We start from the raw sequence: 13,570 nt of genomic DNA on the forward strand, positions 1-13,570 counted from the left end.
CCTGTTGATGAGAGTTCTATTCGCGACCTGTCTGCTATTGCTGCCGACCATTGGCGTCGCAGCCGAACGTCCCAACATTGTCTTCATGCTTTCGGATGATCAAGCCTGGAACGGTCTATCGGTGGCGATGCACCCCCAGCTAGCGGGCTCTAAGGGAGATATTTTTCATACGCCAAATCTGGAGAAACTTGCGGTTCAAGGGATGCGGTTCTCAGCTGGATATGCGCCAGCTTCGGTCTGTTCTCCAACCCGCATCAGTTTGATGACCGGAAAAAGTCCAGCCGCGCTGCACTGGACAAAGGCCGCTCCACCGGAGACCGGGCACAAATTGATAGAGCCACGAAACATCCGCAGCATCCCGGCGAATGAAACTACGATTGGTGATGTCCTGCGCCAGGCAGGTTACGCGACCGCTCACTACGGCAAATGGCATATTGGCGGCGGCGGTCCAGAACAGCACGGTTTTGACAAATCGGATGGTGACACCGGCAACGAGAACGCCTATCAGTTCAAAGACCCGAACCCCGTCGATATCTTCGGCATGGCCGATCGCGCGGCCGCGTTTATGGATAGAAGTTCCAAGGCCAAGAAGCCGTTCTTCATTCAACTCTCCTGGAACGCATTGCACGCCTCGGAGAATGCGAATCAGGCCACACTTGCCAAATACGAGCGGCAACTCAAAGGCGAGAACCGAAAACGCATCACCACAGCGGCGATTACGGAAGACCTTGATACGGGGGTGGGCCGTGTCCTGGAGGCTATTGACCAACTCGGCCTGACCGAAACAACCTACGTGATCTACATGGCTGATAACGGTGCTGGCGGTGGCAAAAAAGTTCTGGCCGGCGGTAAAGGGGGAGTGTGGGAAGGAGGGATTCGTGTTCCCTTCATCGTGCGTGGCCCAGGCGTAAAGCCGAACTCGTGGTGTCACACTCGAGTGGTCGGTTACGACCTCTTTCCCACCTTCTGCGAGTGGGCGGGGATCGCTCCCGGCAAGCTGCCGAAGGGAATCGAAGGAGGCAGTATCGCTTCACTGCTCAAGACCGAAGGTCGGGGAGACGTCAAGCGTTCGCGAGAGGAACTTGTCTTTCACTTTCCACACTATCAGGGGGATGCACCGCACTCGGCGATCTTCCTTGGTGACCTGAAACTGTTGCACTTCTACGAAGACAACCGCGACGAGTTGTACGACCTCTCCAAAGACATCGGCGAGCGAGATGACCTCGCAGGACAGCGCCCTGCCGAGACGAAAAAGCTCCGTGAGCGTCTCGACAAATACCTTGCCCAAGTCGATGCGCAGTTCCCGACACTGAACCCGAACTTCGACCCCAATCAGCCAGTTGAACCGAAAAAACGTGGTGGGAAGAACAAACCCGGGAAACCCGCAACGAAATGAGAAGCCCGCTTCAGGGCGATTCCCAGATATGTTTCAGGAGACTGACATGCACGTTCCCATTAGAGCCGGACTATTGATTCTGGCCATCGGGTTCACGACCTCGATCGTACAGGCTCATCCCGGCCATTCGCATCGTAAAAGGTCATCACCCGCTGACAATCAAGCGTCAGTCACCTCAGAACGCATCTGGACGTCCTCGACCGGCGCGTTTCGTGAACAGGGGTCGTTCGTCATGGCGCGCGATGGCCTGGTTCAGATCCGCCGTGACGACGACTCATTGGTTTCAATCCCCATCGCGCTGCTGCGGAGCGATGATCAAAACTGGATCGAGCGGGGAATGTCCGAGATTCAGCGTCTCGCTGAGACGAACGGACTCGTGCGGGCAAATTCAGAAGGCAATTTGCGACTCGACATACCCATGCGTCTTCCACAGCCCAATGAAGCGGTTGGATTCTTTCCGCTCGTCACGAACGAGTTCCCGCTTCAACAGGGTGTTCGCCGAAATGTAGATCTGCCAGCGGAGCTGCTCCTTGCACAATTAGGAAATCGAAAGCCGGAGAAAATCGTGGCACGCGAGCAGGTTCCTGAAATCGCCAAAGCCTTTGAGACGTTCGTGAACCTCAAGGCGATTCAGACCCGTTGGGACGACCGTTTCTTCTACGTCGAATCGAATGGAACGCCGGATCACCAGATGATGGTCGGCATCACAGCCTGGCAGCAGCAGGTACCGCTGCCGCAGAGATACGTCGGCGAGAATGCCTGGCAAATCCCGTTACATCCCATCCCCGCTGAGACCCCTGCCACGGCTAAAAATCGCTTTCTGCGAGGAGCGATTGCGGTCGCTGTCAATGGCATTCCCATCTTCAACCCGCTCAATAATCGGGGCGATGATGCCTACCTGTTCGGGGAGCTTGATGAATTCGGCGGTCACTGCGGGCGGGCAGACGATTACCACTATCACATTGCGCCGGTGCATCTGGAAAAAACGAATGGCAAGGGAAAGCCCATTGCCTATGCCCTGGATGGCTACCCGATCTATGGCTACGAGGAGCCGGACGGCTCACCCGTCAAGAATCTCGATGCTCTCAACGGCCACAAAGATGCCAAAGGAAACTATCACTATCACGCGACGAAGAAGTACCCGTATCTCAATGGCGGATTCTACGGGGTTGTGACCGAACGTGATGGCCAGGTCGATCCGCAACCACGGGCGGAACCGCTCCGTCCGGCGCTCCCCCCCTTACGAGATGCGAAAATCACCGGTTTCCAGAAGACCAAGTCCGGCGGTTACACCTTGACCTATGACGTTCGAGGATCCAAGGGAACCATCAGTTACACCCTCTCGAACGATGGATCGGCGAAGTTTGTGTTCGTCGACACGAATGGCAAGACGACTGAGGAAACTTACTCACCAAGGCAGCGCGGCCCGGGAGGCGGAGAGCGACGACCACCGCCTCAGCCTCGTGATAATCCACCCCCCCGTGTTGGGCAACGCCCGCCGCGCGACGAAGGACTTCCGCCTCCTCGTAACGTTGAAGGCTCACCAGCGAACCAGGCTGCAAGTCCAATCAACGCCCAACTTCCCCAGTTGAAAGTGACCAGTTCCTCAATCGACGCGAACGGTTTCATTTCCGTCGAATGCACCTGCGACGGGAAGCGGGAATCGCCTGCCGTCGCCTGGAAAGACGCGCCCGAGGGAACGAAGTCGTTAGCAGTCAGTCTTTGGCATACAGCTCCGGATCAGGAGAAATCGTACTGGGTCGTCTACAACATCCCCGTGACGACGCAGAGCCTCGCTCAAAAGTCGCCCAAAGCAGGAACGGTGGGCGCTAATGATCGCCGTCGCGCCGAATACGACCCGATGTGCTCGAAAGGCCCCGGCGTCAAGACATACCACGTTACGGTCTACGCTCTCTCGGCCAAGTTGAATCTGCCTCCGGAGAAAGCGTCACGAGCGGAACTGCTCGCGGCAATCAAGGACATCACACTGGCCACCGGAACGCTCGACTTCAAATACGAACGGAAGGACGCTCGGTGACGATCATGACGCGATTCCTGACCACGTCCATCCGACAATTTACGATGCGGGTGGCGATACTCTGCTTGACGCTCTGGCTGCCTCTTCACGCCGATTCCTTAGCAGCTGAAAGCCGCCGGCCACCGAACATCATTCTCATCCTGATGGATGACATGGGCTGGCGCGATGTCGGATTCATGGGAAACAAGTTCGTCGAGACGCCTCATATCGACCGTTTGGCAAAGACCGGCTTGGTGTTTACCCAGGCCTACGCCAGCGCCCCCAACTGCGCCCCGACGCGTGCATGTCTGATGTCGGGCCAGTACGCGCCCAGGCACGGAATCTACACCGTCGTCGATCCTCGTCAGCCACCCGGTTCGCCCTGGCATAAGTGGCAGGCAGCAGAAAGCAAATCAGAACTCGACACGAACGTCGTCACCATCGCCGAAGCGCTGCGGGATGGGGGCTATGCGACCGCATTCTTTGGCATGTGGAACCTCGGACGCGGTCGCACCGGGCCAGTCACACCAGGCGGTCAAGGTTTCCAGAAAGTCGTCTTTCCAGAAAACCTTGGCTTCGGCAAAGATGAGTATTTTGATGATGGCAAGCACTACTTGACTGATCGGTTGACCGATGAAGTTCTCAAATTCGTGGACGAGCATCGCGAGCAGCCATTCTTCGTTTATCTCCCCGATCATGCCATCCATGCACCATTCAATCCCAAGCCGGAGTTACTGGCGAAATACGAGCGAAAGGCGGCAGCGAGCAACGATCGTCGCGACGATCCTGCTTGTGCGGCGACGATCGAGGCCGTCGATCACAACGTGGGACGAATCATGGATCACCTCAAACGGTTAAAGCTGTCCGATAACACAGTCGTGATCTTTACCTCAGACAATGGCGGCACCCAGCAATACACACCGCCGCTACGAGGTGGCAAAGGCGAACTCTATGAAGGTGGCATTCGCGTCCCGCTGGTTGTCGCCGGACCAGGAGTCAAGAGCCTCGGCAGCAGATGCGATGTGCCGGTGTCGAGCATTGATTTATATCCGACGCTGCTCGAACTGGCGGGTATCAAGCCGCCTGAAGGACAAGTGCTTGACGGCGTCAGCCTCGCCCCGCTTCTTCAAGGCGATGCAACGCTCGACCGTGAGCGACTCTTCTGGCACTTCCCGTGCTATGTCGGCAAAGCGACTCCGTCGAGTGCCATGCGAGAAGGGGATTTCAAGCTGATTGAGTTCTTTGAAGAAGGGGGACGCGTCGAACTCTTCAATCTGAAAAACGATCCAAACGAGGAGAAAAACCTTGCCTCCGTGATGCCCGACAAGGCCGCCGCACTCGCGAAGACGCTACGGGCATGGCAAAAGAAAACCAACGCATCCATTCCGCCTGGTCCCAATCCCAGCTACGACCCCCAAGCCGAACGCCCGCGCGGCAATCAAGGCGGAGGGAGACCAGATAAGCCGAAACGCGGTCGGCAACAACAATGATCTCTGGACTTCTGATGCCCAGTCATCTCAATCGCGACTTATGCGAAGATCAAAATCGTCGACAGGGCGGACAGACGACTGTCAGCGACGTTTCTCAGAACTGCGCTCACTGGAAACCGAAGGAAAGTGAACTGCATGGCACGCGTAAGCCCAATGGCAATTCCATTTTTTGCTCGCGTTCGCCGCTAGCCAGCCGCCGCCGGATTTCAATGCCCCAACTGGTCAGTCCCTCCAAAAAAGTTCTATTGGTGTTCTCGCGTCTCCACTTTGAAGCCCCTTGTCTTTGAATGTCTTGTGGCACGCGAGGCAAGGGGATTTTGAATCTTCTGCTGTCGTGGAAGGATTTCGCGGAGATCAGGTGTGCTTCCTTGGCGGAGATCTTCAGTCATGGCATCGAGATGGCTGAGTTCGCTAAGTCGAAGATTGGAACCTCGAAGACGATTTCTCTCAAATCAGACGTCTGTTCGTGTCTGACCTGTACTTGCCAGTCGCAGTAGTCGTTGATGCGAGTGCGATGGGATAGACCATCTGATGCTAATAGAGGCTGCTTGCCAGAAGAGGGCAGTTTTTCTGGTATCAAGAACGAGACGGGCAAAACGGTTGCCGCCGATCCGAGTGAATTTCTTATGATGGTGAATAGGCAAACGTCTTCATAGATCGTCTGAGTCTGTGATGATGACTGTCCATTCCCGCTCCGCTTCATGCCAGTGGCTATATCGAACAGATCTTCTCTCCGATCCGATGAAGAACGAGTACTTCGTGTCATTTGACATCGTAGTGCGATGCGCATGACCGTGCCGTCTGGAATCGATTCCGGAATTGAGACCACTCCTTCAAATCGTCCGCCAATCACGCCGGGGAGTGTCTCCAATTCGATGCTGGAGCAATTCCAACGGCGATTTACCCAAAGCAAGCGAACGAAGATCAGCAGGAAGAATCCGACAGCACCCAAGAATGAATAGACGAGAGTCGCATTCTTGACTGAGGCCAAGTAGATCCCCATCGGCGCGACGATAAGACCATAAAGTGCGGATGAAATGACTGTAACCAAGATTGCCTTGTGGTTTGACAAACGAATCAACTTCGCGGCCCAGTCCGACCGCCACATCCACGGCTGATCTGGATACTGCCTCATCCGCTGTCGAGTGACTTGCGAGGACCAGAGATGCCAGGACAACCCGATAAAGGTCAGCAACCCCATCAAGACCGGTCCGCAAACCAGCGCGATCAGCCGGGCAAGTTCTCCAGCATGCCACGGCTGCCCCTGAATTGCACTGGAGGCATACTTCAGCAGCGGCGTGACGAACCTCAACCCTATCAGGATACCGAGGACACAGACGCATTGTGCGAAGACGCAGATGGCGACTTCAATCAACCTCGGCATTTGTGACTCTCCATCAGATGAATCCTCGTGAAAAGTGATCCAGACGCTGGTACCTGACGAGTGTCTGCAACTTTCTTGAAAGTGGTTCCGGCATGATCCGAATCATTTCGCCTCCAGAAGAACCGAATTCGCGGACTCCTGTCAGAAAAAGTTCTACTCGTGTCCCCCCGCCTCCATGTAAAGCCGGCCTGCGATTTGTCGCACGCTGGCTTTATTCATGGACTTACGATCATTTCGTGTACCACGACAGAATATCGGGTCGCTCGTCTTTCTAGTTTCCTGCACGAGTTCTTTTTGATTGCCGCCTTCCATTTTTCTGATCACCCTTAAAAATGGCGTTGTCAGAAACGAACATCGAACCTGTTTCGACAGAATGGCGGATGCGGACGAAAAGCTTGCACGCCGACGCGAATGGCATCATCTGGGTGAACATCGGGCGTGGGATGTGCACGTGGCCGTCCAGTTTGGTACGAAGGTGGACTGTCTGTCGCCAGCCAGACTTGTCCCAGTTCGAACCCAACGCATTTCTTGACAGAAACACGACAATTGCCGCGACGCGGTTTCTGTGGAAGTTCTGAAAACGAGCACTGCTATTTTGCTCCGAGCCACTTGAACGGCTCGGCAGTCTTGAGCGATCCAGAGAGTTCGCCCGCAAGCGGTTGACCACGCACAACCCGAACGACCTTCGGTTCCGCACCTTTCGTGAAATCGACCCTATTCATGTCGATCCAGGAAACCGAGGGAAACACGGCTGACTCAAAGTAGAAAACTCTCGCCTTGTGATCGGCCACAGTTCGCCACAGGGTCATCGCGATGTTGGGATTCTTCTCATCGGCGAGACCGAGTGGAACGCTGACCATCCTGATCTGCGAGAACACCGATGCAAGTGCCAGTTCTGGCTCCTTGAACTTCGGTGACAGTTTGAGATAGTGGGTTGTTCGCACGAAACGATCGGCGGCACTGATGGTGCCAGGCAGGAATTGACTCCCCCCGATTCGCTCCCAGTAAGTGTTCAATGCCAGTTGCTGATCGAACGTGGGAGAGTTCGTCATCACCCGGTACTGCGAGCCGTGGTGTATCACAAGCTTGCCATCGATGTATTCCAGGATTGCAGAGTCGCCAGTGGAATCAGAGAGCGAAAGGTGCAGGCCTGCTGCGTGACCATTGGGCAAGGCGGGAGCGATAATAGCAAAGGGAGGATCAACCATCGCAGCCACGGCCTCTTTCACTGTGGCAAAATTGTCGAGGAAATACTGAGCCCAGGCACCAGCGGTCAGGGTTGGCTTTCCCGATTTCGCAGCGTCACCCCACTCCGTTTCCTTCAGATATAGCAGGTTGGTGACGAGACCTTCCTCATTCATGCCGTCGGCCGTGCCTACATCGTAGAATGAGACTGCAATCAAACCGTACTTGGCGGTCCATTGGATGGGGTTAGCTCCCACCGTGCCATCACGCTTCATTCCCCTGGGGAAGACCCACAGCGCGGTCTGAGCCGATGGATCCATCCAGTCCATGGACCGTCCTGTGATGTACGATTGATAGCCCGTCTCGTAAACAAGACGTGTACATGCAAATGTGCTTGGTGGAGTGGCAAGCAACGTCGCGATGGCAAGACACAGGCAGACCTTGCTCCTGGAGGCGAAAAACCATCTCGAATTCTTAATCTGATTCATTTTGACTCTCTGGTTCCGCGGGAGATACAGGGGAGTGCTCAAGTCAATGTGCGGTTCTATTCTGCGACGTAGATTGTCTTCCCATCTTTGATTGTCTCCATCACCTTCAGGTCCGACAGGCTCAGGATGGGCACATTATGCGGATTTTTGTCCAGGATCACGAAGTCTGCCAGTTTGCCCACCTCAATTGACCCTCGGTTTGTCTCTTCGTAATGGTGATAGGCGGGCCAAATCGTGAGTGACTTTAATGCCGCCTCGACCGGAATGCATTGGCTGGCCCCGAGGATATCGCCGCTGCGGGTACGGCGGGTCACCACAGACGACAGAATACGGATCGCGTTAGGAAGTGCTACCGGGGCGTCATGGTGCTGAGAGAAAATCATATCTCGGCGAAGAGCCGAACGAGCCGGGCTGATCCGCTCAGCGCGCTCCGCTCCAAGCACCGAGTCCCGGTGCCAGTCGCCCCAGTAGAAGCAGTGCATGCCGAACATCGAGGGGATCACGCCACACTCCTTCATCAAGTCGAGTTGATCCTCGCGAACCGTCTGGCAGTGGATCATCACGTCCCGGCGGTCGTTGCCGGGGCCGAACTTCGCGCGTGCGTCCTTGATCGCCCCCAGCATCATGTCGCCGGCGGCGTCACCGTTGCAATGGACGAGGAACTGCCAGCCCTTCTCGTAGCACAGGGCGATCTTGCGGTTCACGTCCTCGACGGGCATGGCGGGATAGCCGCGGAAACTGGCCGGTTGACCATGCGGCGGCATGAAATACGGCTGCGTCAAGAATGCGGTCTTACCCTGCGGTGAACCATCCAGACTGATTTTTACCCCAGCGATGCGATACCCGCCCTTCAGGTTTTTGGCATACCACGGGGTGTCCAGACCGAAGGGCTTTTCACTGAACGAAATGTCCGGGTAGCTGATCACGTCGATGAGCAACTTCCCCTTCTCGGCCAGTCGCATCCATGACTTATCAATCAGTTCGATGGATCGCCCCTCCTCGGCCATGGTGTACCCTTGGGCGGCGTACATCTTCATCCCGGCCTGAGCCAGGCCATCCAGTTCGGCCTCGCCCATCTTGGGCATCACCTTCATCAGCGCGGTGAGGTGGATCGTCTCTTCGAGTACGCCGTCCGGGGTCTTGCCGTCCATCTCGCGGCGGATCACCCCGCCCGTCGGGTTCTTACTTTCGGCGGAAATGCCGGCGATTTCCAGCGCCTTCGTGTTGCACGCGCCCAAGTGGCCGGACTGGTGGATGCAGTAGACCGGTAGGTCTTTCGACACCTCGTCCAAGTCGTGCCGGTTGGGGTGCCGCTGCTCCTTCAGTTGGGCGTCGTCGTACCCAAACCCGAGGATGATCTTGAACTTCTTTGAGGTCTCGGTGGCCGCCCACTTTTTCAGTTCGGCTTGCAGGCTGGGGATGTCCTTAACCGTGTGGTCAGGCGGGGGTAGCAGGTTGGCCGAGACCGCCTGGAGGCCGCAGTTGAAGACGTGCCCGTGGCCGTCCACAAATCCCGGCAACAGACACCGGCCACCCAGGTGAATCAGTTTGGTATTGTCATCCTTGAGCCTGAGCACATCCGCTGTCTTGCCGACGGCGATGATCTTGCTCCCTTTGATGGCCACCGCTTCGGCGGTCGGGTTCTTGTCGTCGATGGTCACGATTTCGCCACCATGGTAGATCGTGTCAGCCGATTGTCCCCAAGCGATTCCAGCGGTTGTCACTACACACAGCATCAACAAACAGGTTTTCGTCATTAGACCCTTTCTGGACGCATTCTTATCTTTCAAATTCCGAAAAACGCCCTGCCATCGATCCATGTGATGGCCTAGGCCATAACACAGGACTCTCCCACAACCGTGCCCTTACTCAGCAGAGGCCGCTTGATGCCATACGCGGCAAGCTGTCAATTCAGTACGACATTATGGCCAATAGGGCGTTCATGTACAGCAGCATCTCATCAAGGACCGCCTGAGAGCCAGTCCTGATCGATCTTATTGACCGTCCAAATCGGGCAGCGAGTCCAGGTTGCCGCTTCAAATGCCGTTTATAAGGATTGAGCCCGGTGCATGAACCGTTAAGTCCATAAAGTTGGTAATACACTCGATGCGGCCATTCGGGGCGAATGACTTCGGTGACTTTCAAGATGTTTCCTACGATCGTTCAGACATAATCGCTTTTAACGAAACGGATAAAAGTTGAGCAGACGTTCGGTAACCTTGACGATACCAGAAACAGAATGAGATGACTTGTGGCGACTTCCCAGTCACGGACTCATGTCAGAAAAGTTCTATTCGCGTTCTCGTTCCTCGACTTTGATGACCTCTTGTCTTGTATGCCGTATAGCTAGCAGGGCCGGAGGATTCTGAATTTTCTATGGGGTTTACGGGGATTCCCAGTCGAAGAGCCCGAATCCAAAAAATCGGTCTTTGATTCGATTGCAAAAATCAGGCTCTGTTGGGGTTAGGGAATAGAACCTCCAACAAGAAGTTCTACGCAGGTCGCTGCTGTCGAGCGAATCGATGCCAGCGTGAGCGGCCACCCTTGGGCAACGGCTCCCTGCACAGCCAGCATTTCTGCCGAACTTGTGAAACATCGCCCACAACGCCATACTGTGTTCTTTTGCAATTATTGTGCAGTTAATTTGGTGTTGAAATGGTGTGGTTCACTTTCAACGAGATCTTTCCAAGGCTTTTCCCAAGGGGTTCCACGATGATTCGGCCAGCACATGAGTTTGACGTGGTCGTGATTGGAGCAGGGCCAGCAGGGATCGGGGTCGCTTGCGTTCTCAAGGCTTTAGGCTTGGAAAACTTTGTCGTGTTCGACAGGTACGAAGTCGGCGCCAGTTTTCAACGCTGGCCCCGGGAGATGCGACTGATAACTCCATCATTCCCCAGTAACGCTTATGGGTTCCCTGACCTCAATGCCATAACGGTCGATACTTCTCCCGGGTACACACTTGAAACGGAACACCCAACCGGTCGTCAATATGCATGCTATCTGCGTCGTGTTGTGAAGGAGTTCAACGTCCCGGTGCAAACCGGAGTCAATGTCACTGAAGTTCGATCGACCACTGACGGCTTCGAGATCATGACTCATGCGGGTACGAGGACAGCCAAATACGTCATCTGGGCCGCTGGAGAATTTCAGTATCCGAAAATCGATCCTTTTCCCGGCGCTGAGTATTGCCCGCATACAGCAACCGTTTCCAGCTGGAGAGATGTCGCTGGCGATGAGTTCCTGATCATTGGCGGCTACGAAAGTGGAATCGATGCAGCTACAGCGCTATGTCGATTGGGAAAGACGGTAACGGTTCTCGATCGCCGGTCCATTTCATCGTCTGTGACATCTGATCCAAGTGTTGTACTCTCTCCTTTTACTCAAGCTCGTCTGCGACAGGCCGATCGAACGGGGCGGCTGTCAGTACTGGAAAACTTCAAGGTGATGCAGGTTCAACGCGAGGGTGAAGAGTTTCTGGTGATTGGGAGGCAGCGTCAGAAGAAGCAAACTGTCCTTCGCACAAAGACTCCGCCCCTTCTGGCGACCGGCTTTGATGGCAGTCTCTCTTTAGTTAAGTCTCATTTCGCAAGAGATGAAGCCGGCGTGCTCCAACTTTCGCCGGATGACGAGTCAACGATTACGCCAGGGCTGTTTCTATGCGGACCAATGGTGCGGCATGGAGCGATCATCATGTGCTTCATCTACAAGTACCGACAGCGATTTGCAGTTGTTGCGAATGCGATTGGTCAACGAATGGGGCTGGATCTCTCGCCACTGGAAGTTTATCGCAAAAAGCAGATGTTTCTGGATGACTTGTCATGCTGCCTCGATGAATGTGCCTGTTGAGCATGCTCTGTTGCGATCAGTGAAAGTTCCCACTGAAACCTTCCGTTTTTATTTAGCAGGGATCCATCGTGACGATAACAATAGCTCTAGAACGTCAAACAGTGCTTCTGGCAGGTCGAGAAAGTGTGGGGAAAAGCCAGCTGGCTGCTGCCTGGGCCAATCAACCGGCGCGATCGGATAATTTCCGGGGCTCAACTGTTCACATCGAACACTACCGTACTGAGCGATTCGATCTGGTTGATACACCGGGAATTCTTAGAAGCTCCGACAGCGAGACAACTCGTCTGGCTATGCAGGAAATGGACCAGCACGAAACCGTGCTTCTCGTCGTGCAGGCAACCTGTCTCGACGAGGACTTAGCCGAGATGCTGCCATTATTGAAAGGGAAGCGAGGCGCGGTCGCTGTCACATTCTGGGATAAAGTACAACCGGGAGAGGCCTCGCAAGAGGCTCTTGAACGTCTGGAAAAGGAGACCAGGCTACGATTCATTGCTATGAATGCTCGGATGCCAGCAACAGAACAACTACGCGAACTCGAGGAAGCCATCGAGCATTCACAGGCTTTTCCTGAGAAACCACCAAAGTCAAAAACTGGATGGCGCATTGAGCCTAGACCGGGGATTCTGGAAGGACGATTCGGGGCAGTTTTTTGCCTGATACTACTTCTGATTCCAGCCCTTCTGACAATATTTGGTGCGAATCGACTGGCCGACTTTCTGCATCCACTGGTGGCTCAAGCAATCCAACCAGCTATTGAGTGGGTCAATGCCAGTTTTCCCGCATGGCTGGCAGCCCCATTGACTGCCGAATATGACGACTTTGGCTATGGTTTGCTCAATATGGGGCCTTTCCTGCTCGTGTGGGCATTTCCGACCGTTTTACTATTCTCAGTAGTCAGTGCGATTTACAAAACGACAGGACTGATTGAACGGATTAATGTCACTTTGCATCCTTTAGTTCGCCCACTGGGCTTAAGTGGCAGAGACCTGGTGCGAGTTCTGGTAGGCTTTGGCTGCAATGTGCCCGCGGTGATCAGTACTCGAGCATGCTCCTCCTGTTCGCGGGGGAATGCGATCTCGGCGATCTCTTTTGGGGCAGCCTGCAGTTATCAACTGCCCGCGACGCTGGCAGTTCTCTCTGCTGGCGCAGTTGCTAACGGAACGAATCCATTATGGCCCATGTTTGGCTATTTCGCCTATCTACCCGTAACCACGATGATTTATCTGAGGCTGACATCAACTTCTGTTTCGAGAGATCGCCTGAACATGCTGATGCATTTCCAGCGACCATTCCTGCAATGGCCGTCGTGGGCGGCGATTTATCGGGAAATCCGAGGGACTTTGGAACAGTTCCTATTTCAGGCCATGCCGATTTTCGTCGTGATCTGTGGAGTGACATCCTTGCTTGCGTACAGTGGAGCGATTGCGGTTCTTTCGGCCGTACTCTCACCAATCATGACCATCTTTAATCTACCTGCTTCAGCATCAGTCGCTATGGTTATGGCAAGTATTCGAAAGGATGGAATATTCCTGTTGACACCTTTGGAAGGAGCTGCGACTCCCATGACAACGCTCCAGTTTCTTACTGCCGTCTATCTTGCAGGAGTATTGTTTCCTTGTCTCGTCACTGCATTGCAGATTTCGCGAGAGATGGGCTGGCGGTTTGCCGTGAAAATGATGGCTCGTCAGGCGATTTTTGCATCACTTTTTGCTGCATTTCTGGGATGGATTGGCGCCTTTTGGAACTGATTTTGTCACGCTGGGA

The 13,570-nt window shown here is 54.7% G+C and carries 8 protein-coding genes; 5 read left to right on the plus strand and 3 right to left on the minus strand.

Translation table 11 applies throughout. The annotated features are described in order from the left end of the window. The first annotated feature begins 7 nt into the window (after positions 1 to 7). Genes PLIM_RS09740 through PLIM_RS09750 form a run of 3 tightly spaced genes read left to right on the plus strand, consistent with a single transcriptional unit; the run spans position 8 to position 4,903 of the window. The gene (locus PLIM_RS09740) at positions 8 to 1,396 is read left to right on the plus strand and encodes a sulfatase (RefSeq protein ID WP_013110140.1); all 1,389 of its coding nucleotides are present in this window, start codon (positions 8 to 10) and stop codon (positions 1,394 to 1,396) included. A gap of 46 nt (positions 1,397 to 1,442) precedes the next feature. Then, positions 1,443 to 3,434, plus strand: a complete 1,992-nt coding sequence (locus PLIM_RS09745; RefSeq protein WP_013110141.1) for a YHYH protein — start codon at positions 1,443 to 1,445, stop codon at positions 3,432 to 3,434. A 5-nt stretch (positions 3,435 to 3,439) separates the two neighbouring features. After that, a complete protein-coding gene (locus tag PLIM_RS09750) occupies positions 3,440 to 4,903 on the plus strand; it encodes a sulfatase (RefSeq protein ID WP_230849450.1) in 1,464 nt (487 codons plus the stop codon). Between the two features lie 385 nt (positions 4,904 to 5,288). Here the strand turns inward: PLIM_RS09750 and PLIM_RS09760 are convergent, their stop codons facing one another. The 3 genes from PLIM_RS09760 to PLIM_RS09775 form a co-directional block, all read right to left on the minus strand. Next, positions 5,289 to 6,287 (minus strand): hypothetical protein, encoded by a 999-nt coding sequence (locus tag PLIM_RS09760; RefSeq protein ID WP_013110144.1) that lies wholly within the window; start codon positions 6,285 to 6,287, stop codon positions 5,289 to 5,291. Between the two features lie 590 nt (positions 6,288 to 6,877). Next, positions 6,878 to 7,960: a linear amide C-N hydrolase gene (locus PLIM_RS09770; protein WP_081440246.1), complete on the minus strand. Its 1,083-nt coding sequence runs from the start codon at positions 7,958 to 7,960 to the stop codon at positions 6,878 to 6,880. Positions 7,961 to 8,016: 56 nt separating this feature from the next. After that, a complete protein-coding gene (locus tag PLIM_RS09775) occupies positions 8,017 to 9,717 on the minus strand; it encodes an amidohydrolase (RefSeq protein ID WP_196349561.1) in 1,701 nt (566 codons plus the stop codon). Between the two features lie 955 nt (positions 9,718 to 10,672). Here PLIM_RS09775 and PLIM_RS09780 point away from each other — a divergent pair. Continuing rightward, entirely contained in the window at positions 10,673 to 11,806 is a 1,134-nt protein-coding gene (locus tag PLIM_RS09780; protein ID WP_013110148.1) for an NAD(P)/FAD-dependent oxidoreductase, read from the plus strand. A 68-nt stretch (positions 11,807 to 11,874) separates the two neighbouring features. Next, the gene (locus PLIM_RS09785) at positions 11,875 to 13,554 is read left to right on the plus strand and encodes a nucleoside recognition domain-containing protein (RefSeq protein WP_013110149.1); all 1,680 of its coding nucleotides are present in this window, start codon (positions 11,875 to 11,877) and stop codon (positions 13,552 to 13,554) included. Positions 13,555 to 13,570 lie beyond the last annotated feature (16 nt).

It is taken from the genome of Planctopirus limnophila DSM 3776 (genome assembly GCF_000092105.1).
GTDB lineage: Bacteria > Planctomycetota > Planctomycetia > Planctomycetales > Planctomycetaceae > Planctopirus > Planctopirus limnophila.

Excerpts from the sequence above, each read along its gene's own strand:
- PLIM_RS09740 (WP_013110140.1), top strand. The coding sequence starts at position 8 with ATGAGAGTTCTATTCGCGACCTGTCTGCTATTGCTGCCGACCATTGGC.
- PLIM_RS09745 (WP_013110141.1), top strand. The coding sequence starts at position 1,443 with ATGCACGTTCCCATTAGAGCCGGACTATTGATTCTGGCCATCGGGTTC.
- PLIM_RS09750 (WP_230849450.1), top strand. The coding sequence starts at position 3,440 with ATGACGCGATTCCTGACCACGTCCATCCGACAATTTACGATGCGGGTG.
- PLIM_RS09760 (WP_013110144.1), bottom strand. The coding sequence starts at position 6,287 with ATGCCGAGGTTGATTGAAGTCGCCATCTGCGTCTTCGCACAATGCGTC.
- PLIM_RS09770 (WP_081440246.1), bottom strand. The coding sequence starts at position 7,960 with ATGAATCAGATTAAGAATTCGAGATGGTTTTTCGCCTCCAGGAGCAAG.
- PLIM_RS09775 (WP_196349561.1), bottom strand. The coding sequence starts at position 9,717 with ATGACGAAAACCTGTTTGTTGATGCTGTGTGTAGTGACAACCGCTGGA.
- PLIM_RS09780 (WP_013110148.1), top strand. The coding sequence starts at position 10,673 with ATGATTCGGCCAGCACATGAGTTTGACGTGGTCGTGATTGGAGCAGGG.